Annotated in this window: 13 protein-coding genes and 3 pseudogenes; 5 read left to right on the forward strand and 11 right to left on the reverse strand. The window is 70.7% G+C overall.

The window, feature by feature from the left end:
* On the reverse strand, positions 1–8,517 hold an 8,517-nt coding region (locus tag LCE31_RS18090; protein ID WP_225015390.1), incomplete at its 3' end, for a type I polyketide synthase.
* On the reverse strand, positions 8,514–9,305 hold the full coding sequence (locus tag LCE31_RS18095) for an alpha/beta fold hydrolase (RefSeq protein WP_225015392.1): 792 nt from the start codon (positions 9,303–9,305) through the stop codon (positions 8,514–8,516). The genes LCE31_RS18095 and LCE31_RS18090, both read right to left, overlap by 4 nt.
* Positions 9,306–9,607: 302 nt before the next feature.
* Between LCE31_RS18095 and LCE31_RS18100 the strand changes: the two genes are divergently transcribed.
* From LCE31_RS18100 to LCE31_RS18110, 3 genes and pseudogenes are all read left to right on the forward strand, one after another.
* Positions 9,608–9,862 (forward strand): NAD(P)/FAD-dependent oxidoreductase, encoded by a 255-nt coding sequence (locus LCE31_RS18100; protein WP_225015394.1) that lies wholly within the window; start codon positions 9,608–9,610, stop codon positions 9,860–9,862.
* A gap of 12 nt (positions 9,863–9,874) precedes the next feature.
* Complete coding sequence (locus LCE31_RS18105) at positions 9,875–11,368, forward strand: NAD(P)/FAD-dependent oxidoreductase (protein WP_225015396.1); 1,494 nt, start codon at positions 9,875–9,877, stop codon at positions 11,366–11,368.
* A gap of 94 nt (positions 11,369–11,462) precedes the next feature.
* Positions 11,463–11,942 (forward strand): annotated as a pseudogene (locus LCE31_RS18110) (helix-turn-helix domain-containing protein); the annotation flags it as partial.
* 119 nt (positions 11,943–12,061) lie between these two features.
* Here LCE31_RS18110 and LCE31_RS18115 read toward each other — a convergent pair.
* From LCE31_RS18115 to LCE31_RS18135, 5 genes and pseudogenes are all read right to left on the reverse strand, one after another.
* Positions 12,062–13,621, reverse strand: a complete 1,560-nt coding sequence (locus LCE31_RS18115; protein ID WP_225015416.1) for an AAA family ATPase — start codon at positions 13,619–13,621, stop codon at positions 12,062–12,064.
* 249 nt (positions 13,622–13,870) lie between these two features.
* Positions 13,871–14,492 (reverse strand): annotated as a pseudogene (locus LCE31_RS40875) (AfsR/SARP family transcriptional regulator); the annotation flags it as partial.
* A gap of 85 nt (positions 14,493–14,577) precedes the next feature.
* Positions 14,578–14,754 carry a hypothetical protein gene (locus tag LCE31_RS18125; protein WP_225015398.1) on the reverse strand — a complete coding sequence of 59 codons (177 nt, stop codon included), beginning with the start codon at positions 14,752–14,754 and terminating at the stop codon, positions 14,578–14,580.
* A gap of 85 nt (positions 14,755–14,839) precedes the next feature.
* Positions 14,840–15,013 carry a hypothetical protein gene (locus tag LCE31_RS18130; RefSeq protein WP_225015400.1) on the reverse strand — a complete coding sequence of 58 codons (174 nt, stop codon included), beginning with the start codon at positions 15,011–15,013 and terminating at the stop codon, positions 14,840–14,842.
* Between the two features lie 742 nt (positions 15,014–15,755).
* Positions 15,756–15,974, reverse strand: coding sequence for a hypothetical protein (locus tag LCE31_RS18135; protein ID WP_225015402.1), 219 nt, complete (start codon positions 15,972–15,974; stop codon positions 15,756–15,758).
* A 398-nt stretch (positions 15,975–16,372) separates the two neighbouring features.
* On the opposite strand from LCE31_RS18135, the gene LCE31_RS18140 reads away from it, so the two are divergent.
* Positions 16,373–16,636, forward strand: coding sequence for a hypothetical protein (locus tag LCE31_RS18140; protein ID WP_225015405.1), 264 nt, complete (start codon positions 16,373–16,375; stop codon positions 16,634–16,636).
* A 193-nt stretch (positions 16,637–16,829) separates the two neighbouring features.
* Here the strand turns inward: LCE31_RS18140 and LCE31_RS18145 are convergent, their stop codons facing one another.
* Positions 16,830–17,309, reverse strand: a complete 480-nt coding sequence (locus tag LCE31_RS18145; RefSeq protein ID WP_225015407.1) for a recombinase family protein — start codon at positions 17,307–17,309, stop codon at positions 16,830–16,832.
* 52 nt (positions 17,310–17,361) lie between these two features.
* The gene (locus LCE31_RS18150) at positions 17,362–17,784 is read right to left on the reverse strand and encodes a YjbQ family protein (RefSeq protein WP_225015410.1); all 423 of its coding nucleotides are present in this window, start codon (positions 17,782–17,784) and stop codon (positions 17,362–17,364) included.
* Between the two features lie 55 nt (positions 17,785–17,839).
* Between LCE31_RS18150 and LCE31_RS18155 the strand changes: the two are divergent.
* Positions 17,840–18,943 (forward strand): annotated as a pseudogene (locus tag LCE31_RS18155) (NAD(P)-binding domain-containing protein).
* A 74-nt stretch (positions 18,944–19,017) separates the two neighbouring features.
* Here LCE31_RS18155 and mltG read toward each other — a convergent pair.
* Entirely contained in the window at positions 19,018–19,878 is an 861-nt protein-coding gene (gene mltG / locus LCE31_RS18160) for an endolytic transglycosylase MltG (RefSeq protein WP_374118493.1), read from the reverse strand.
* A 98-nt stretch (positions 19,879–19,976) separates the two neighbouring features.
* On the reverse strand, positions 19,977–21,950 hold the full coding sequence (locus LCE31_RS18165; RefSeq protein WP_225015414.1) for an ABC transporter ATP-binding protein: 1,974 nt from the start codon (positions 21,948–21,950) through the stop codon (positions 19,977–19,979).
* Positions 21,951–21,994: the final 44 nt, after the last annotated feature.

The raw sequence follows: 21,994 nt of genomic DNA on the forward strand, positions 1-21,994 counted from the left end.
CCGGGGCGGGCGGGGCGCCCCCCCCCCCCCACCCCCGGGCCCCCCCCCCCCCCCCCGCGGGGCGGGGCGGGGGGCGCCGGGGCCCCCCGCCGGCCCCCCCCCGTCCGCCGACAGCCCACGCTGGCGGCTGAACTCGACGAAGGTGTTCGGCGTGGACATCACGGTGACACCGCCGGCCAGCGCCAGCGAGCACTCGCCGGCGCGCAGCGCCTGCGCGGCCATGTGCAGGGTGACCAGCGAGGACGAGCAGGCGGTGTCCACGGTGACCGACGGCCCCTCCAGGCCGAAGGTGTACGAGATGCGGCCGGAGGCGACACTGCCGGTGTTGCCCGTGAGCAAGTAGCCCTCGAACCCGTCCGGCGCGACCGGCATCCGCGAGGCGTAGTCGTGGTACATCAGGCCTGCGAACACGCCGGTGTGGCTGCCGCGCAGCGACAGCGGGTCGATGCCGGCCCGCTCCAGGGCCTCCCACGACGTCTCCAGCAGCAGCCGCTGCTGCGGGTCGATGGCCAGCGCCTCGCGCGGCGAAATGCCGAAGAACTCCGGGTCGAACTCGCCCGCCTGGTACACGAAGCCGCCGTGGCGGGTCGTGGACGTGCCGGTGTGCTCGGGGTCGGGGTGGTAGAGGCTGTCCACGTCCCAGCCGCGGTCCTCGGGGAAGGTGCCGATGGCGTCCACGCCGTCGACGACCAGCCGCCACAGGTCCTCCGGCGTGCGCACGCCCCCCGGGTACCGGCATCCCATGCCCACGATGACGATCGGGTCCGCAGCATCGGCCACGCTGGTCCGCGCCGCGACCTCGGCGGTGGAACCGGTAGTCGTGGTGCCGGCGACCTTGTCCAGCAGGAAGCCGGCGAGCATGGCCGACGTCGGATAGTCGAACACCGCTGTGGTGGGCAGTCGGACGCCGCTGCTGGCATGCAGGCGGTTGCGCAGCTCGACTCCGGTCATGGAGTCGAAGCCCAGCTCACGGAACGTGCGGTCGGGGTCTGCCCCGGCCACGCCATCGTGACCGAGCACGGCGGCGACGGTCTCCCGCACCAGACGCATTACCTCACGGCCGCGGTCGGCCTCGGGCAACGCGGCCATCCGCCCGGCCCACGAGTCGTCGGCCGCGGAGGCGGTCGCGGTCCGGCGGCGTGGTGCGCGGACCAGACCGCGGAACACGTCCGGCACAGATTCGGCGGCCGCGAGGTCGAGCGTGGCCGGCACCAGCACGGGGTCGGCGGACGCCAGGGCGGCGTCGAACAGTTCGAGGCCGGTGGCGACGGGGATCGGCGTGATGCCCAGGCGCGCCCACCGCGCCAGCTCGGTCTCGCCCAGACCGCTGGTCATACCGGTGTCGGTCCCCCAAAGGCCCCAGGCGAGCGAGGTGGCGGGCAACCCGGCGGCACGGCGGTGGTGAGCCAGGGCGTCGAGGTAAGTGTTGGCGGCGGCGTAGTTGGCCTGCCCCGCGTTGCCGATGGCACCGGCGATCGAGGAGAACAGTACGAAAGCCGCGAGGTCCACGCCCAAGGTGGCTTCGTGCAGGTTCCACGCCGCGTCGGCCTTGGCCCGCATGACGGTGTCGAGCCGAGCCGGCGTGAGCGACTCCACGGTGGCGTCGTCCAGCACACCAGACGCATGGATCACGCCGGTCAGGGGGTGCTCGACTGTGGCCAGCAACTCGGCCAGCGCATCGGCGTCCGCCACATCGCATGCGGCCACGCGGATGTCGGCGTCCAGGTCGTCGAGGTCGACCGTGCGACCGCTGCGGCTGACCAGCAGCAGGTGCCGCACGCCGTGCGCGGTGACGAGATGACGGGCGAACAGCTGCCCCAGCGTGCCGGTGCCGCCGGTGATCAGCACGGTGCCGCCGGGATCGAAGGCCACCGGCTCGCCCGGCGTGACCGCGTGCTCCAACCGCGGCACGTAGGCGCGGCCGTCGCGTAGCACCAGCTGCTGCTCAGCGGTGGCCAGCGCGGCACCCAGCAGCGGCAGCGATTGCTCGTCGGCGTCCACAAGCACGAACCGGTCCGGATGCTCGGACTGGGCGGCGCGGACCAGGCCCCACAGTCCGGAGTAGACCAGGGCAGAGTCGGCCTTCGTGAGCAGCACCAGCCGCTCGGTGCCGGCCAGCGACTCCTGCACCAGCGCCAGCGCGCGGTGCGTCACCTCGTGCGGCGTGCCGGGCTCGATCGTGACAACCCGGTCGACGACGGCGCCTTCACCCAACGGCACCTCGACCAGCCCGGGCCGGTACAACGACGGGTGCCGTACGGCCGGCCGAGCGGCCGGCCGTGGGCGGAGCACCAAAGAGTCCACCGACAGCACCGGTTGGCCGGCCGCGTCGACTGCCAGCAGTTTGTAGCTGTCGGGGCCGGTACGGGTGACGCGCGCGCGCAGCTCGGTCGCACCGCTGGCGTACAGCATGACACCGCTGAAGGAGAACGGCAGTCGCTGCTGACCGTCCGACTCGGCCGCGGCGAGCACGAGCGGGTGCAGGACAGCGTCCAGTAGCGCGGGATGCACGCCGAAGCCGGTGACCCCTTCACCTGACGGCACCTCGGCCAACCGCACCTCGACCAGGACGTCCTGGCCGGACTGCCGTGAACCGAGGAGCCCTTGGAACGCCGGGCCGTAGTGGTAGCCGTACGTCGCCAGCCGCGCGTAGTCGTCGGCGGCCGCCGGGTCGGTGCCCGGCCAGTCAGTAACGGGGACGGCGGCACGCCGGGTACGCGCCACCACACCGTTGGCGTGCCGTCTCCACGTGGTGTCCCGCTCGTCGCGGGCGTAGATCTCCACGTCCTGGCCGCTGACCACGACCTGGACCTGGACGGCGGCATCCGGCGGCAGCACCAGCGGCGCCTCGATCACCAACTCGGCGACCTCGTCGCAGCCGATCTCGTCCGCGGCCCTGATCGCCATGTCCAGCAGGGCGGTCCCGGGCAGCACCACGGCGTCGCCGATGGTGTGGTCGACCAACCACGGGTGGCTACGCGTGGACAGTCGTCCGGTGAGCAGGGTGCCCTCACCGTCGGCCAGCTCGATCGCCGTGTCCAGCAGGGCGTGTCCGGAACCACCGGTGGTGTGCGTCGGTGCGTTGAGCCAGAACCGGTTGCGCTGGAACGCGTAGGTGGGCAGGTCAACGGTATGCGCCCCGGGGAACACCTTTGTCCAGGCGATGTCGACACCGCCCGCGTAGGCGCTGGCCAGCGCGGTGAGTACTGTGACATCCTCCGGGCGGTCGTGGCGCATCAGCGGTGCCAGAACGGGCACGCCGGTGAGGCAGGACTGCGCCATGCCGGTGAGCGTGGCGTCCGGCCCCAGCTCCAGGTACACGCCGACGCCGTGGCTGTCCAGGCAGCGTACACCGGCCATGAACCGCACAGTTCCGCGCAGGTGGCGCACCCAGTACTCCGGTGACGCCAGATCCTGCGGAGTGGTCAGGTCACCGGTCACATTGGAAACGACGGGGATGCGCGGCTCATGAAAGGTCAGCGTGCGCAGGACGTCGGCGAACTCATCCAGCACAGAGTCCATGTGCGGCGAGTGAAAGGCGTGGCTCACCTTGAGCTGGGAGGTCTTGCGGCCCTTCCGGCGCCAGTGTTCGGCGATGCGCAACACCTCCTCGGCGTCACCGGAGACGACCACGGAGCCCGGGCCGTTGACCGCCGCCAGCGCCACGAGGTCGCTGAGCTCGCCCAGTTCCTCCTCGGTGGCCTGCACGGCCACCATCGCGCCGCCGACCGTGGCCGCCTGCATGAGCCGGCCCCTGGCGCCGACCAGCGCGGCGGCATCGGCCAGTGACAGGACACCGGCCACGTGCGCGGCGGCGACCTCACCGATGGAGTGGCCGAGCAGGTAGTCCGGCTTGACACCCCAGTGGTCGAGGAGGTGAAACAGCGCCACCTCGTGCGCGAACAGCGCGGCCTGCGCGTATCGAGTCTGGGCGAGCAAGTCGGCGTCGTCGGTGATGACCTGGCGCAGGTCGACGTCCAGGTACGGAGCCAGCGCCGCGCACACGGTGTCGTGGGCCCGGGCGAAAACCGGCTGGGCGGCGCGCACTTGCTCGCCCATGCCCGGGCGCTGGCTGCCCTGCCCGGTGAACAGGTACGCGACGGCACCTACCGCAGCGGTGGCCTGCACGACGTTCGCTGCCGGCTCGTCGGCGGCCAGTGCGCGCAGTCCGCGTAGGTAGCCGTCACGGTCCTCGGCCAGCACGGCCGCGCGATGGTCGAAGGCGACGCGCGTGGTGGCCAGCGTGAGACCGACATCGGCCGGGCTCAGCTCGGGGTCGGCGTCCAGATGCGACGCCAGGCGCGCGGCCTGTCCGCGCAAGGCTTCCGGCGTCCGCGCGGACAGCACCCACGGCAGTGCCCCGTCGGTCGGTGTCGCAGCGAGGGCGGGACTCGGGGCGTGTTCCAGTACTACGTGCGCATTGGTGCCGCTGATCCCGAACGACGACACGGCTGCACGACGTGGATGTCCGGTCTCCGGCCAGTCCACGGCGTCGGTCAGCAGGTGCAGCGCCCCAGTGCTCCAGTCCACCTCGGGGCTGCGCACGTCGGCGTGCAGCGTCCGCGGCAGCAGCCCGTGCTGCATGGCCAGGACCATCTTGATCACACCAGCGACGCCGGCGGCGGCCTGGGTGTGCCCGATGTTGGACTTCAGCGACCCCAGCAGCAGCGGCCGTTCCCGGTCCCGCCCGTAAGTGACCAGCAGCGCCCCGGCCTCGATCGGGTCACCGAGCCGGGTGCCGGTGCCGTGCGCCTCCACGGCGTCGACGTCGGCGCCGGACAGTCCGGCCGCCGCCAGCGCCTGCCGGATCACCCGCTGCTGCGACAGGCCGTTCGGTGCGGTCAGCCCGTTCGAGGCGCCGTCGGAGTTGACCGCGCTACCGCGCACGACAGCAAGCACGCGGTGGCCACGCGCGGTGGCGACCGACAGCCGCTCCAGCGCCAGGATGCCGACGCCCTCAGCCCAGCCGGTGCCGTCGGCACCGGCCCCGAACGACTTGCACCGACCGTCCGCGGACAGTCCGCGCTGTTGGCCGAACTCCACGAACATGCCGGGACTGGCCAGCACCGCAGCGCCACCGGCCAGCGCAAGCGTGCACTCACCCTGCCGCAGCGACTGCACGGCGAGGTGCAGCGCCACCAGCGACGACGAACATGCGGTGTCCACGGTGACCGCCGGGCCTTCCAGCCCGAAAACGTAAGCGACGCGGCCCGAGGCCACGCTGATGGACGTACCGGTCAGCGCGTGGCCCTCGGCCTGGTCCAGCCGCGGGCCGTACTCGTTGGCCGTGGCCCCGACGAACACGCCGGTACGGCTGCCGCGCAGTGCCGACGGTTCGATGCCGGCGCGCTCCAACGCCTCCCACGCCGTCTCCAGCAGCAGCCGTTGCTGCGGGTCCATCGCCGTGGCCTCACGCGGCGAGATGCCGAAGAACGCGGCGTCGAAGTCGGCGGCGTTGAGGAAGCCACCGGCCCGCGTGTACGTGTGGCCGGTGGTGCCCGGCCGCGGGTCGTAGATGCCGTCGAGATCCCAGCCGCGGTCGGTCGGGAACTCGCTGATCGCGTCACCGCCGGCCAGCAGCAGTTCCCACAACGCATCCGGCGTGTCGACGCCACCGGGCAGCCGGCAACCCATCGCCACGATCGCGATCGGCTCACCGGGATCGGCCGTGCCGAAGTCGTCCTCCGCCACCACGGGCGAGGTTCCCAGCCGGGCGGCGATCGCTCGCGGCGACGGATATTCGTAGAGCGCGGTCCCGGTCAGTTGGACGCCGCTCGCGGCCACCAACTCGTCCCGCAGCTCCACCGCCATCAGCGAGTTGAAGCCCAGGTCGTGGAAGGTGCGGTCCGGGTCGACCTCGTCGGGGCCGTCGGCGCCCATGACTACGGCCGCATGCCGCCGCACCAGATCGAGGAAGTCGCCGGTCTCCCGCGGCTGCCGCACCGGTTCGACCGTCTCAACGGGACGGTCGCCGAGCCAGTAGTGCTTGCGCTGGAAGACGTATCCGGGCAACGGGATGCGCTGCCCGGCCAGCCGGAAGTCGACGGCGTGTCCGCGCACGTGCAGTTCGGCGAGTGCGGCGGCGACCGTGCGCCGCTCGGGACGGCCGGCACGGAACAGCTGCGCCACCACGGTTTCCGCAGTCACGGCGATGTTGTCGCGGACCATCGCGCTCAGCACGCCGTCCGGGCCCAGCTCAACGAACGCGGTCGCGCCGAGATCGGCCAGGCCGCGCAGGACGTCGGCGAAACGGACCGCGTGCCGGACGTGCCGCACCCAGTAGTCCGGGTCGTCCAGTTCGGTGGCCAGCGACCCGGTCATGTCGGACACGATCGGGATGCGCGGTTCATGGAACGTCAGGGACTCGGCGACTCGGCGGAACTCGGCCAGCATCGGTTCCATGCGCGGAGAGTGGAACGCATGGCTCACCTTCAGCCGCTTGGTCTTGCGACCCCGCTCCGCCAGCCTGCCGGCCACCGCCAGCACGGCCTTCTCGTCGCCGGACACCACGACCGCGTTCGGCCCGTTGACAGCGGCAATGTCCACGCCGTCGGTCAGCAGCGGGCGAATCTCGTCCTCAGGTGACTGCACGGCGACCATCGCGCCGCCGTCGGGCAGCGCCTGCATCAACGCACCGCGTGCGGCCACCAGCTTGCACGCGTCAGCCAGTGACAGCACTCCCGCGACGTGAGCGGCGGCGAGTTCGCCGATGGAGTGGCCGGCCAACAGGTCCGGACGCACGCCGTGATGCTCGGCCAACCGGAAGGCCGCCACCTCGAACGCGAACAGCGCCGCCTGCGTGTGCACGGTCCGGTCCAGCTCAGCGCTGTCCTCGGCGAACATCACTTCGCGTAGCGAACTGTCGAATCGGGCACACACGGCGTCCAATGCCCCGGCGAACACCGGCGAGGTCTCGTACAGTTCACGACCGGCGCCGGCCCGCTGACTGCCCTGTCCGGAGAACAGGAACGCCACCTTGCCGGTGGTCGCTGAGGTGCCGGTGACGACGTTCTGGGCCGGCAGCCCGGCGGCCACCGCGTCCAGGCCGCTGCCCAAGGACGCGGGATCGTCGGCGAGCACGACCGCTCGATGCTCGAACGCGGCCCTGGTCGCGACCATCGAGAACGCCAGATCGGCCAGGTCGACGTCCGTGTTCTCACGCAACGCCAGAGCCTGCGCACGGACAGCGGCCTGAGTCCGTCCGGACAGGACGAACACACCGCCGGCCCGCACCGGCTCGTCGGACGGCACGGGATCGGGCTCGACCAGCACGACGTGGCAGTTGGTCCCGCCCATGCCGAACGAGCTGACGCCGGCGACCAGCGGGCGGTCCGGCACCGGCCAGGGGCTGGTCTCGGTGACCACGCGCAGCTTGAGTTCGTCGAGCCGGATACCCGGATTGGGCGTGCGGAAGCCCAAACTGGCCGGCAGCGTGCGGTGCCGGATCGCCAGCACAGCCTTGACCAGACCGATGATGCCGGCAGCGGCTTCCAGGTGACCGATGTTGGTCTTGACCGAACCCACCGGCAGCGGGATATCGTCACGGGCGGTTCCGAGCACGGCACCGAGCGCTGCCGCCTCGATCGGATCGCCGAGCTTGGTCCCGGTGCCGTGCAGCTCGACGTAACCGACGTCGGCGCGGCCCACAGTGGACCAGTCGTACGCCTGGCGGAGGACTTCCTGCTGTGCCGGGCCGTTCGGTGCGGTCAGGCCGTCGCCGCCGCCGTCGTTGTTGACCGCGCTGCCGTCGATCACGGCGAGCACGGTGTTCCCGTCGGCGAGTGCGTCCCGATAGCGCTTGAGCACGACCACCGCGCCGCCTTCACCGCGCACGAAGCCGTTGGCCTCGGCGTCGAAGGTGCGGCACACGCCATCAGGGGACAGCGCGCCGAAACGCTCGGCGGCCAGCGAGCTGTCCGGCGCGAGGATCAGGTTGACGCCCCCGGCGAGGACCAGGTCGGTCTCGCCGTTGCGCAGGCTTTCCGCAGCCAGATGCACCGCGACCAGCGAAGACGACTGTCCGGTGTCGACGGTCATGCTCGGGCCCTGCGCGCCGAAGAAGTACGACACGCGGTTGGCCAGCAAACTCCGTTGCACACCGATGAAAGCGTGCTGCCCCAGAGCACCGGGCGTGCGGTGGGTCAGCAACGCGTAGTCGTCGTGCATTGCGGCCAGGAACACACCCGTGCGGCGCCGGGACAGCGCGTCCGGCAGCAGGCCCGCGTCTTCCACGGCCTGCCAGCTCAGTTCCAAGGCGAGTCGCTGCTGCGGGTCCATCGCGGCGGCCTCGCGCGGCGAGATGCCGAAGAAGCCCGGGTCGAAATCCCGGACGCCATCGAGGAAAGACCCCCACCGGGCGCCGGGGGCGTCCGCGACCCGGTCGGCGGCCCACCGGTCGGCCGGGACCGGGCCGATCGTGCAGCGGCCCTCGGTCAACAGTCGCCAGAACTCGTCGGCGCCGTCCGCGCCGGGCACCCGGCAGGACAATCCGACGACAGCGATCGGTTCGCGCGTCACCTCGGCACCCGTCCATCCACGAACTCAGACCCGCAGAATTCCTTGATCAGCCGCGACCACTCAGCCGCCCGCTCCAACGCGGGCTGGTGCCCGCAGTCCAACTCGGCCAGCCGCGCGCCGGGGATGCCGTCGGCGATCTCCACCGAGGACAGCGGCGGCACCAGCCGGTCGGCCATCGTCGCCACGACCAGCGTCGGCACGTGCACCCGACCCAACTGCCCGCGCACGTCGGCGTTCAGCACCAGCTCGATCTGCTCGGCGGTGCCCGGTCGCAGCGACAGGCCGATCAGGTCGACGAAGCCATCCACCTGGTCCTGGGTCATCGCGTTGAGGTACCGGTCGCTGAACGTCACCGACATCAGGAACCGGGCCAGCACGTCCCGGTCGCCGTCCAACAGGGCCCGCCACAGCTGCACCTTCAGCCGCATCGACATCGCCGCCCGGGCGAAGCCGGCGGTCAGCACCAGCCCGACGACCCGCTCGGGGTGGCGGATCGCGGCCTTGACAGCGACCAGGCAGCCCAGCGAGTGACCGGCCACCACGAACCGCTCGTGGCCGGCCCGCACGGCCGCCGCCACGTGCAGGTCGGTCAGGCCGTCGAGATCGGCGGCAGCACCGGCGGGCGCCTGCGAGTAGTCCGGGGCGATGACGGTGTTGTCCTGGGCCAGCGCGCCGATCAGGGGGCCGTACGTGTTCTCCCTGGTCGCGCCGCCGCCGTGGACGAGCATCACCGCTGGCCCCGATCCCCGCACCAGGCAGGACAGCGGAGCGGGCTCAGCAGTAGCCATGGGGGTTCCCTCTATTCCCTTTGGGCCGCCAGTCTTCGGGCCGCGAGTCACTGTGTCGGCCGGTTCGAGGCTATGGGCGCCCGCGTCGCGTGACCACGACGTTCGCCCACCGCCCGGCCACGGACCGGTAATCGCCGACCACCAAGGCAATCCGATTACCGCGCAGTGACCGCGGTGCGGAACCACACCACTGCGCGCCCACCCGTGCGGCACCTACGTTGGCCGGGACGACACGCCTGCCGAACGCACATCCGACGGTCCAGGCCGGGCGGTTTTCCGCAATTTCCCTAGGAGGTAGGCCCATGGGCAAGCCAGTCGGGTCCGAGTATGACGTGGTCATCATGGGTGGTGGGCCGGCAGGCTCCACACTCGGCGCACTGCTGGCCAAGCGCACCGACCTGAAGATCGCGATCTTCGAGAAGGAGCCGTTCCCGCGTGATCACATCGGCGAGTCCTTCGCCCATCAGATGATCCCGGCGATCGAGCAGAGCGGCGCGCTGGAGAAGGTGCTGGCCAGCGACTGCTGGGTGCGCAAGTACGGCGGCATCTTCAACTGAGGCGAGACCCCGATGGTGGCCTACTTCGACCACCGCAGCGTGCTCGAGGACGGCGTGTACCGGTTCGCCATGCACGTCAACCGCGCCGAGTTCGACGACATCCTGCTCAAGCACGCCGCCTCGCTGGACGTCGACGTGTTCGAAGAGACCTCGGTGCAGACGCTGGACTCGGACGCCGAGGGTGCCACCGTCACGCTCAAGGACGGCACGAAGGTCCGCTGCCGCTACTTCGTGGACGCCTCCGGCCGGCGCAACAGCATCGCCACCAAGCAGAAGCGAGAGTGGCTGTCCAGCTACCGCAACATCGCCATCTGGCAGCACTTCGTCGGCGGCAAGCCGGCCCAGAGCCTGCCCGGCGACTGGAACATCTTCCGCGCCGAGAACCTCTCCCCCATCGGCTGCTTCGCCTTCCGTGACGGCTGGTGCTGGTACATCCCGGTGCCCAAAATCGTCAACGGCGAGCGGGTGATCACCCACTCGGTCGGCATCGTGACGATTCCGGAGATCCTCAAACAGGACGGCACCGACTTCACCGACCAGGAGACCTTCATCAGGACGGTAAAGCAGGTGCCGTACCTGAAGGACCTGATCACCGAGGCCGAGCCGATCGACAACAAGATGCTGACCGCGACCAACTACTCAATGATCAACGGGCAGTTCGCCGACTTCGACGAACGCTGGCTGCTGGTCGGCGACTCCTCCTACTTCGTGGACCCGCTGTTCTCCTCCGGCGTCGCGTTCGCCACCAACCAGGCCGTCACTGCGGCGATGCTGCTGGAGAACACGTTGTGCGGCACGCTGTCCGAACAGGACAAGCGGGACCTATGGCGGGACTACGACGAGGGCTGGCACGGCATGGCCGAGACCTTCGCCCTGTCCATCGACCAGTGGTACCACGCGCTGGGCAAGGCCGACCCGGACAGCATCTACTGGAGCCACCGCGGCGGCGGCCCCGACCTGGACATCCAGGAGCGCACCTTCGACGTGCTGCTCAACACCGCCGTCACGCCGAACCTGATGCAGGTCATCACCGGCGCCCCGGTCGTCGGCGCCGCCCCACTGTCCCGGGCCGCCGAGAAGGCCGAGCCGGCACCGCTGCCGGCGGACACCGTCGTCACGCTGGCACCGGACGTGACGGTGCGCGAGGCCGTGGCGTTGGACGTCCCCGGCTTCAAGGCATTCGTGCCGGCGCCGCCGTTCGACACCGACGTGGACGAGAAGACCAAGGCGTCCTACGGCCGCTACTGGTCGGACCCGGTCGCCCACGGCGACGAGGTCGTCTCCCCGGTCGACTCGCCGACCATGGCATACCGCTTCAGCCGCAGCGACGGCGAGGACAGCACCGAGGTCCGTGGCCTGGCCCGCGAGGGCGCCGAGGAGTTGCTGGGCATCCTTCGAGCCGGCGCGGCCCCCATGCGCCAGCTGGAGGACAAGCTGACCGCCGCTCAGCTCCAGCTGCTCAAGCGGCTGGCCCGGGCCGGCATGGTGACCTCGGTCCAGGCCTAGGTGTTCCGTCCGGGAAGATTGTGGACGGGTGAGCAAGGTCTCGGCTGAGGGATCTCGAAATGGGTGAGGGGCCTCTGGCCTGGTGTGGTGCGATATCTGCACCAGCGACCAGAGGCCCGCGTACCTCCACCGTGATGCGACCCTGACCGAGACCGGACGGCTGCGCCTGGCGCGCTGCGCCGTGGGCGACGGCCGGCACGACGGGCCTCCGAACGCTTCCAGGTCTCGCCGACCACGGCCCAGCGTTGGGCGCCCCGCTACCGCGAGTTGGGCGAGGCCGGGACAAGTGACCTGTCCAGCCGACCATGTACGGGCCGGCGCCAGACCCCCACCGGACCGAACGGCGCATCATCAAAGTCCGCCTCGCACGCCGCTGGGGCCCGGTCCGCATCGCCATCTGCTTGACCTCGTGCCCTCTACGTGCACCGCGTCCTTGTCCGCTACGGCGTAGCCCGCCTGGCCCACCCGGACCACGCAACCGGCCACCCTGTCCGCCGCTACGAACGCGACCGTCCCGGGCGAACTCGTCCACGTCGACATCAAGAAGCTCGGCAACATCCCCGACGGCGGAGGACACAAGGCAGGCCCTGGCTGCCAAGCAGGGCGCAAGACCCGCTCAAACACGGGCTACAGCCTCTTGCAGTGCTGATCGATCCTCCGGAGACCTCGTCGATGTGGACGCCGGCGGCCGCGTCACGGTGTCCGGCGGACCGGCTCGTCACCATGCGCCGTCGAGCTCTCCCGCAGCCGACTGAGCCATTCGGCGGCCCTGCGGTGCTTCTCCATCAACACCGAGGTGACCAGGCGCTCGTTGGCGACGTCCCGGATCACGCCCCCTCGGAACCGGTACTCCGGCCGGCCCTCCACAGTTGATCCGGTGCGAGTCAGGAACTCCTGGCGCTCCAGATACCGCAGCCCCCCTTCGGCCTCATGCAAACTGATCTCGCCCATGGCCGCGATAGCCGTGTCGCACACGATGTCGCCGAGGACGGCCGCGTCCAGCAGCACCGACTTGACCGCGGCGGGGAGCAGATCGATCTGCGATCCCACTATGCCGCGCACAGACCGCGGCAGCGGGTGCCGGCTCGCGTCGTCGGCGAAGGTCGTCGCCAGCTCGATGGCGAACAGCGGGTTGCCGTCGGCCTTCGCCACCACGCAGTCGTCGATCTCCGCTTCGGTCATTCCCCCGAGCCCGGCCGCCAACTGCCGCACCTCGACGTCCTCCAGCGGTTGCAGCACGGTGGTGCTGGCGTGCAGTTTGCCGCCACCCCACCCCGGCCTGCGGTCCAGCAGTTCCGGTCGGGCCGTGACGACGGTGAGCAACGGGACCTGGCTGGTGTACTTGGCGAGCATGTCCACCGTGTCCAGTACTGCGTCGTCGGCGTGCTGGAGGTCCTCGATCACCAGGAGCGTCGGTCGGCCGACCGCCATCTCCTCCAGGAAACGGCTCCACGCTGACACGGCGTCCTCGCTGGTGTCGCTGCCGTCGAATATCAGCCCACGTAGGTGGTTCAGCACCCAGTCCACCCGTCCGGGCAGCTCCGCGACGGCGGCGGCGAGCTTCCGCTCGACCGTGCCGTCGTCGTCGGCGGCATCGATTCCGCAGTGGGCCCGCACCACGTCCCTGAGCGCGGTCAGCCCGCTCTGGGCAGAATAGCGCGGGCCGGCGCGACCGACCAGGAAGCGAAGCCCGGGGCTGTCCTCGCTCAGTCGCCGCTCGAACTCACGTATCAGCCTCGTCTTGCCCATGCCCGCGGAGGCCAGCACGGTGGCCAGGTGCGGTTGGCCGAGCCGGCGCACCTGCCACCACCACTGCCGGAGCATGGTCAGGTCCCGTTCACGGCCGACGAACGGCGCGGTTTCCGTGCCGGGCAGGTCACCGGCCTCGGTGATGCGCGCGGTGGTCTCGCAGATGGACAGTTCTCCGGCCGGAAGGGCCGTGAGCCGGCCTAACGCCTGGTCGATGACCGCGCCGGTGACCGAGATCGGCGCGCCGGACAGCGTGCCCTGCTGACGTACCAACGCCTTCCCCGTGTTGACCGAGATCGCGGCCGACACCGGAACACCCCCGGTGGCCAGCCGCTCGCGTATGTCGTGCGCGCCGTGCACCGCCCGCCAGGCGTCGGACTCGCTGGTCGCCGGTACACCGAACACGATCTGCCACAACGGACCCAGCACTCCGATCACGGTGCCGCCCCAGTCGGTGGCGGTGCAGTGGATGACGCGACCGATGTGATCGTGCACGAGCGCCATCTGTTCCGGATTGACGTGGTCGCCCACGCTGGCCCGCACCAGCGCCAGGGTGATCTGCTTGAGCTCACCGGACAGTGGCTCACCACTGGCGACCGGCGCCGGTGACGGTGCCGGCGCTGTCTCCGGCCGGATCTCGACCACCGGCCGCGGCCGGTCCCGTCCCTGGTCGTGGCCGGGTAGGTCGTGCTCGAGAATGGCCCGTTCCAGTGCCTGCAGCGCCGGGCTCGGGTCCAGGCCGAACTCCTCGACGAGCGCGGTGCGGGTGCGCTGGTAGACGGCGAGCGCGTCGGACTGGCGACCGCAGTGGTAGAGCGCACGCATCAACTGTCCGGACATGCGTTCCCGCAGCGGGCCGTTCCGCGTCCACCAGGTCCTCGATGGTGGCCAGCCGAGTGTTCTCCAGCGTGGTCAGCTCCGGCCAGGCGATGCCGGCCTCCACCAGGTCGACCAGGGCGGTGCCGCGCCACAGGCTTAACGCGCCGCGCAGCGTCGCCATGGCCTGTTCCCACCGGCCGGCGACGAGTTCGGCGTGGCCCTGCTCGGCCTGCTGCTGAAAGAGCGTCAGGTCGACGTCGTCGGGAGGGACCCGCAGGAAGTAGCCCGGCGCATGGGTGAGCAGGGCCGGGGCATCGGAGTCCATGGCGCGGCTGCCGAGCACGACACGGACCCGGGAGATCGCATTGTGCAGCATCTTGCGGCCGGTGGCCGGCGTGCCGTTGGGCCACAGCGCCTTGACCAGGCGGCTGGTCGGGATCATCGAGTTGTTGTTCAGCAGCAGGTAGCCGAGCGTCGCTCGGGACCGGACACCGCCGAGCGGCACCGACAGACCCTCGGAGACCACCTCCAAGTGACCGAGAATCCGAAAACGCATCGTGAACAGCCCTTCCACTATTGACGGTGCACGCGGTACGGGCCCGTACGAGCCCACGCCGTCGGCCTGTTGGCGCTCGCTCCGGTCAGACGGTGGCGAGGAAGGCGATGGTCGCTTCCTGGCTTTTCATGAACAACGCCTTCTTCTGCTCGTCGGACCTCTTGAAGTTGAGTTCCCGGCGCACATCATCGGCGGAGCCGGGGTCCACGGCGATCGACCAGGTCCTGGGGTCCCCTCCACATCGCGTCCGTACCGACGCCATTCCAGCAGCGAGACAAGCGAGTTGGCGGCGAACCGGAGCACACCGGCTTGTCCGTGGTGGTCGGCTCGCTGAAGAGCGTGATCCCTCACGTAGGCCAGCGGGGCGGACGGCCGTCGACGAGGTCGAAGGTGGTGAGCTGGTAGTGAGCGACAAGGCCGCCGTCCACCCTGGTGACCTTGCCACCCGACCCAGTGGTGAACTCGACCGGTTCGAAGACGAAAGGAGAGGCCATCGAGGCGGCCACCGCGCCGGTGATCATACTGCCATGACGGCAACAGGGCGAGTCGGGGTCGTTCAGGCACAGATCACCGAACGTACGCGATTGTGCAGGGTCAGCAACGCGCCGACCGCCCCCACCGCCTTGGTCCCGTATCCCCCGTATCACGATGTCCGCGTTCTTCATCAGGTCTTGCCGCACAGTGATGTCCTTACTGAGAGAGCACGATTATTGCCCTCCGGCCTTAGAGCCCACGCCGTCGCCACGCGGGGTGCGGGAATGGTCTGTCTCACTGCTTCGTCCTCGAACCGGCGGCCCGCCGCGTCGCGTTGTTCACTGGAGCAAGGTCGGCCGAGCTCACGAGGAGCAGGTGGACCGGCGGAGGCGAGCCCCTTCGCGGGGATGGCGAGTGTCAAGATCGAGGCACGACTGAGGGCCCACGACGGGTTGCGCGCTCAGCCCGGTACTGGCGGCAGGCCGGCTGTTGAGGTGAGTTCCTGCCGGCCCGGCGGCGCGCAGGGGTCGTATGCGGTTCATCTGTACGAACACGGTGGCAGGACGGGGCCGTCGCCAGCATGGGCGGACTCTCACAAGGTGCGCAGGGAAGCCGTCGATCGCGAGTTGGTATCTTTGCATATTACTCCGTCGCGGACATGCGGAACTGCGACCTTGTTGAATGTCTGGCAACTCCGAAGTGAACAGATCAAGCACGGCCGGTGTCAGTCGGAGCGAACGGGTATAACGTCGGGTCAGCGTCGATCGACCGTCAGGTCCGGTCGGTGCGTCACGCGGTGATGCGCAGCCGTTCCGCGAAGGCACGCGCGAGTCGGTGGTCGCGTTCCACCGCCGCCGCGTCGCGGTCCGCCGGCAGGGCCCAGCCGAGCGCGTTGGACGAGAGCAGGTCCGAGGTGGCCGCGATCGTGTCGCCGGTGCGGACCCTGACCTCCAGGCCCCGGCACGTGGGCAGGGTCCGGATCTCCTGCAGGATCTCGGTGTTGGTCACGGTCCCGGTTCTCGGCGCGACGAACATGGCCACCCGCACCGCTCGCGCGAGTCGGAAGGCGTCGGGGGCGGGCGCCCACGTATCGGACCGTGCGCTGGATGCCGTTGTCCCCCGTTGCCAGGGCCGCGGCGGCGGCCATCCCGCTGCCCGCGACGCGGGCGTTGACCTCGATCAGACGCGGGCCGTCCCCGGTCGACATCACCTCAGTGTGGGCGGGACCGAAGCGGAAGCCGAACGCCTCCAGGGCCCCACGAACGTAGGCCAGCAGTTCCTCGTGTCCGGGGCCGTCGAAGGGCAGGAGCTTCACGTCCTGGTAGACCGCGAAGTGCCCGGTGTTGGCGACCTTGCGGTAGCGGCGCAGGTCGGTGACGGTCTGCCGGCCGTCGTGGCTGGAGGTGTTGACCACGTACTCCGTACCGGTGAGCCGTCGCTGGACGACGACCTCCTCGCTGACCAGTCCGACCGCGTTGCGCCGGACCGGCAACGCGGTGACGGCCGACTCCCGGCCCAGGCCGCCCCCGACCGGGGTCACTCCGTCCGTGCACACCGCCGCCGCCGGTTTCACCACCAGGTCTACGCCGGTGAAAGGCGCTGCGGTCAGGACCGGGGCGGCCTCGTCGATCTGGCGCGCCGTCACAGCCGGTGTCACCGGCGGCCCGTGACCGGCCAGGGCCTGCTGCATGAGGCCCTTCGGCGAGAATACGACGGGCCACACCCCGCAGCACCTCGGCTGCGTGGGGGTGCAGTTCCACGTGGTCGACCTTGCCGCCCATCACCTTCCGGACGTACCGGAACCCATAGGACGGCTTCCCCTTGGGCCGACCCGCCGACCGGATCTTGACCGTTGCGTCCCGGTTACGGCGTTGAATGGCACGGAGCTCCATCTGGGCAGCCCCAGGCCTCCATGGTGAAGCGGTTCTCGTCGGCGGGATCATCCAGTTCCCAGGGCCCGTCGTGCCCGTACGTGACGAGCATTTTCTTCTCGTCCCGCATCTTGTAGCCCGTGTTCAGGCAGTCGACGACGTTGCGACCGAGGCGGTCCACCGCAGCCGAGACCAGCCCGTCGTACGGGCCCCTCTCGTCACGCAGCCAGGGGCCGAGCTTCGGCCGGCTCATGGGGTCGGTGGCGCCCGAGACCTCCCAGTCGTCGGCCCGGCCGATGATGTGCCCGCCGACGGACCCGGCAGCAGTCAGTACGTTCTCCCACTGGGGCTCGGGAGATGACGTGGCAATCTTCACGCCCGAAAGCCGCCATGCCCCGAGCAGGCACTTACCGCAGCGGCCGTAGAGACGTTCGATCACAGCTGGGTCCAGTCCCTGCGTCTTCCTCTCCATTCGCGCACGCACGCTATGGAGAACCGGCGGCACGGCCCGGCAGCGGTCACGCTCAGCACAGGAAGCTCAGCCGTACCTGGCGGTCGGGGTTGTCCACGTTCGTGTCGACCAGGCAGACCGACTGCCAGGTGCCGAGTTCCAGGTGGCCCTCGACGACCGGGAGCGTCGCGTGGGGCGGGACGAGGGCCGGCAGGACGTGGTCGCGGCCGTGGCCCGGGGTGCCGTGGCGGTGTTGCCAGCGGTCGTCCGGGGGGAGCAGGTCACGCAGGGCGGCGAGGAGGTCGGTGTCGCTGCCCGCGCCCGTCTCGATCAGGGCGATGCCGGCCGTGGCGTGCGGGACGAAGATGTTGAGCAGGCCGCTGCGGCCCCCGGCCGCGGCGCGCAGGAAGCGCTCGCAGTCGGCCGTGAGGTCGGTCACGGTCTCGTCGCTGCCGCTCGCGATGTGCAGGGTCTTGGTGGTGAAGGTGTCCGCCATGGTTTCCATCTTTCCCCGAGGGGAAGATCGATGCCGCTCGGGGCGTTCCATCGGCGTGGACGATTTCGGTGGGCGCGCGGTGGACGTCGTGGTGGTGGGGGCCGGGCAGGCCGGATTGTCTAGCGCCTACCACCTGGGCCGTACGGGTTTCGTGCCCGAGCGTGACTTCGTCGTACTGGACCACGCGCCGGGGCCCGGCGGTGCCTGGCAGTTCCGGTGGCCGTCGCTGACGTACGGCAAGGTCCACGGCATGCACTCGCTGCCGGGGATGGAGCTGGAGACCGGTGAGGCCGACGCGGCGCGGCCGTCGTCGTAGGTCGTGGCCGGGTATTTCGCCGACTACGAGCGCCGCTTCGGCATCCGGGTGCACCGGCCCGTGGACGTGTCCGCGGTGCGGGAGGGGCCCGGGGGCCGCCTCCGGGTCGAGACGTCCGCGGGGGTGCTGCTGACGCGGGCCCTCATCAGCGCGACCGGGACCTGGGACCGGCCCTTCCTGCCGCACTATCCGGGCCAGGAGGCCTTCCGCGGGCGGCAGTTGCACACCGCGGGCTACACGGGCCCGCGGGAGTTCGCCGGGCTGCGCGTGGTGGTGGTCGGCGGCGGTGCCTCCGGTACGCAGCACCTGATGGAGATCGCCCCTTACGCGGCCTCGACGACCTGGGTCACCCGCACACCGCCGGTCTTCCGCGAGGGTCCGTTCGGCCAGGAGCAGGGCCGGGCCGCCGTCGCGCTCGTCGAGGAGCGGGTACGCCGCGGTCTGCCGCCGCGGAGTGTGGTGTCCGTGACGGGCCTGCCGCTCACCGACGCCGTGCGGCGTGCGCTGGCCGAGGGAGTGCTGGACCGGCAGCCCATGTTCGACCGGGTCACACCGGAGGGCGTGGCCTGGGACGGTGGCCGCCAGGTGGAGGCGGACGTGATCCTGTGGGCGACGGGCTTCCGCCCCGCGGTCGGCCACCTCGCACCGCTCGGGCTGCGGGAGGCGGGCGGCGGCATCCGGGTGGAGCGGACCCGGGCGGTGCGGGACCCGCGGGTGCATCTCGTCGGGTACGGCCCGTCCGCCTCCACGATCGGCGCGAACCGGGCCGGGCGCGATGCCGTGAACGACATCAGGCGGCTGCTGGGCGCCGGACACGAACCGGCCGGCGAGCTCGTCGCCTGACATCAGCACGGCGCCGCCTGACGACGGGCGCGTGGAGAGAGACGGGTGCGCCAGAGCGACGGGAGCGCGTCGCGTCAGCCGCCCTTGTTGGCGTTGAACTCCTTTACGTTGCGCTGCTGTTGCGCGTAGCTCGTGGCGAACCTGGTGTCGCCGTCCCGGACCGTCACGAAGTACAGCCACTTTCCCCGCGGCGGGGCGCTCACCGCCTTCAGCGCCGCCTCCCCCGGGTTGCCGATCGGTGTGGGCGGCAGGCCCTTGTTCGCGTACGTGTTGTAGGGGCTGCGCGTCCTGGTGTCACGGTCGGTGGTTTCCAGTGTGGAACGGTGGAGCGCGTAGTTCAGTGTCGAGTCCATCTGCAACGGCATGTCCCTGGCGAGCCTGTTGAGCACCACGCGGGCCACTCTGCCCATGTCGGCCGGCGTCGCCGCCTCGGCCTGGACGATGCTCGCGATGGTGACCGCCTGGTACACGGTCATGCCGTTGCGCTCGGCGCCCGCTCTGATGTGATCCGCCCCCAGCTTCTTGTTGGCGGTGTTCACCATGAAGGTGAGCAGGCCCGTCGGTGTGGTGTGCGCGTCGACAGGATAGGTGGCGGGGAACAGGTATCCCTCCGGATTGCCGTGCGCCGGGCCCGCGAGTTCGAGGTGCGCCGCGCTCGCGGCGCGCCGCGTCGTACCGGGCTGTACGGACAGGGCCTTGTCGATGGACGCGTACACCTCGCCGGCCCTGCGGCCCTCCGGCACGACCAGCGAGGCGGGTCGGCCGCCGCCGCCGCTCAGCAGCAGGACCGGCACGAGCACCGCCGCACCGAGGACGAGCACGGCCGCCATGACCAGCGCGGCCCGGCCGCGCCGGGTCAGCCGCGGCCTGCCAGGACGCCCCGGTCGAGGCCCGGGACCGCGACGCCCTCCTGCCCGATATGACCTGTTTGTCATATCGGAACCGTAACGTGCGGCACGGAGCGATCACGGGAGGCCGGGGCCCGGCGGCGCGATCGTGCCGCCTCGGGGGCCGATCCGCCGCGCGGGTTTCGTCAGCCCCCGACCGGAGCCAGCGCCCCCGCGTCCGGCTCGGCGGGACCGGATGTCGTGCCGGGCGGCACCGCCTCGTCCGCGACCGCCGCGAGGGCGTCTCCCGCCGCAGCGTCCGCCGCGTCCCGCGTACCGCTGTCCCGGCGCACCAGCGCCGCGTACCGGCCCTCGCGCGCGACGAGTTCGTCGTGCGTGCCGCGCTCCGCGATGCGCCCGCCGTCCAGGACGACGATCTCGTCCGCGTCGCGCACCGTGGAGAGCCGGTGGGCGATCGTGATGGTGGTCCGGCCCGCCGAGAGCCCGTCGATGGCCTGCTGCACCGCGTGTTCCGTACGGGTGTCCAGCGCGCTCGTCGCCTCGTCCAGGACCAGTACGGGCGGGTCGCGCAGGATGGTGCGGGCGATGGCGAGGCGCTGCTTCTCGCCTCCGGAGAAGCGGTAGCCCCGCTCCCCCACCAGGGTGTCGTAGCCCTCGGGCAGGGACGCGATGTGGTCGTGGATCTGCGCCGCCCGTGCCGCCGTCTCGATCTCCTCGTCCGTGGCGTCGGGCTTGGCGAAGCGCAGGTTCTCCGCGACGGACGCGTGGAAGAGGTACGTCTCCTGGGAGACGACGCCGACCGCGCGGGCGAGGGTGTCGAAGCTCAGGTCGCGCACGTCCACGCCGTCGAGCGTGACGCGGCCGCCGGTCACGTCGTACAGCCGTGGCACCAGGTAGCTGAGGGTGGACTTGCCGGAGCCCGTGGGGCCGACCACGGCGAGGCTGCCGCCGGCCGGCACGCTCAGGTCGATCCCCGCCAGCGTCGTACGTTCGGACGGCCGCGCGCCGCCCTTGGTGAGGGACACGGCTCCGGCCTGCGCGGCATAGCTGAAGTCGACGTTCTCGAAACGGACTTCACCCCGCGCCCGGTCCGTGGCGAGCACCGCGGGACGCTCGGGTTCCGTGATCTCCACCGGCAGGTCCAGGTATTCGAAGATACGGGCGAACAGCGCCAGCGACGTCTGCATCTGCACACCGGTGGCCAGCAGGCTCACGGCGGGCCGGAACAGGCCCTGCTGGAGGGAGACGAAGGCGACCAGGGTGCCGATGGAGATCGCCACGCTGCCGCTGTGCAGGACGAGCCCCGCCACCCAGTAGATGACCGCGGGCATCGCGGCCATCACGATCCCGATGACGGACATGCGCCAGCGGCCCGCCATGTTGGACCGCACTTCCAGGTCGACGAGCCTCTCGGACTCGTCGGAGAACGCCTTGGTCAGCGAGTCGGCCCTGCCCATCGTCCGCCCGAGCAGGATGCCGCTGACGGACAGCGACTCCGTGACGGTGGCGGCCATGGTGGCCATCTGCTTCTGCCGCTGCGTCGTGATCTTCTTGCGCTCCCTGCCGACCCGGCGGCTGATCCACACGAAGACCGGCAGCAGCAGCATGGAGACGATGGTGAGCCGCCAGTCCAGGGCGATCATGGCGACGACGGTGGCGACCACGGACGTCAGGTTGGACACGAGCGACGTGGCCGTGGACGTCACGGTCGCCTGCATGCCGCCGATGTCGTTGGCGATCCTCGACTGCACCTCGCCCGTCCTCGTACGGGTGAAGAACGCGAGCGGCATCCGCTGGAGCTGCGTGTAGACAGCCGTCCGCAGATCATGCATGACGCGCTGGCCGACCGTCGTCGAGATGAGCGTCTGGAGCACGCTGAAGACGCTGTTGACGACGGCCGTGAGGATCATGCCGAGCGCGAGCAGGCTCAGCAGGCCCGTGCGGCCCTGCGGGATGGCGACGTCGAGGATCTGCCGGAGCAGGAACGGGGAGGCGACCGAGACCAGCGACGACGCGGCGACCAGGAGGCCGACCACGGTCAGCCTGGTCCGGTAGGGGCGGAAGAGGCCGAAGATGCGCCGCAGCTGCGCCGGGCGCTCGGTCTGCTCGGCGCCGTCGGGACGGGCCGATGGGGTCCAGGTGGAGAGAACGCGGTTCATGGGCTCCTTAGTGGGGGCGGAGGGGCGGCCGGGGAGGCCGGGGC

The sequence above is a fragment of the Streptomyces sp. 8L genome (genome assembly GCF_020176795.1).
Taxonomy (GTDB): Bacteria; Actinomycetota; Actinomycetes; order Streptomycetales; family Streptomycetaceae; genus Streptomyces.

Excerpts from the sequence above, each read along its gene's own strand:
- LCE31_RS18105 (WP_225015396.1), top strand. The coding sequence starts at position 9,875 with ATGGTGGCCTACTTCGACCACCGCAGCGTGCTCGAGGACGGCGTGTAC.
- LCE31_RS18095 (WP_225015392.1), bottom strand. The coding sequence starts at position 9,305 with ATGGCTACTGCTGAGCCCGCTCCGCTGTCCTGCCTGGTGCGGGGATCG.
- LCE31_RS18145 (WP_225015407.1), bottom strand. The coding sequence starts at position 17,309 with ATGGAGAGGAAGACGCAGGGACTGGACCCAGCTGTGATCGAACGTCTC.
- mltG (WP_374118493.1), bottom strand. The coding sequence starts at position 19,878 with ATGACAAACAGGTCATATCGGGCAGGAGGGCGTCGCGGTCCCGGGCCT.
- LCE31_RS18115 (WP_225015416.1), bottom strand. The coding sequence starts at position 13,621 with ATGGCGCTCGTGCACGATCACATCGGTCGCGTCATCCACTGCACCGCC.
- LCE31_RS18130 (WP_225015400.1), bottom strand. The coding sequence starts at position 15,013 with ATGATCACCGGCGCGGTGGCCGCCTCGATGGCCTCTCCTTTCGTCTTC.
- LCE31_RS18165 (WP_225015414.1), bottom strand. The coding sequence starts at position 21,950 with ATGAACCGCGTTCTCTCCACCTGGACCCCATCGGCCCGTCCCGACGGC.
- LCE31_RS18100 (WP_225015394.1), top strand. The coding sequence starts at position 9,608 with ATGGGCAAGCCAGTCGGGTCCGAGTATGACGTGGTCATCATGGGTGGT.
- LCE31_RS18125 (WP_225015398.1), bottom strand. The coding sequence starts at position 14,754 with ATGGCGTCGGTACGGACGCGATGTGGAGGGGACCCCAGGACCTGGTCG.
- LCE31_RS18150 (WP_225015410.1), bottom strand. The coding sequence starts at position 17,784 with ATGGCGGACACCTTCACCACCAAGACCCTGCACATCGCGAGCGGCAGC.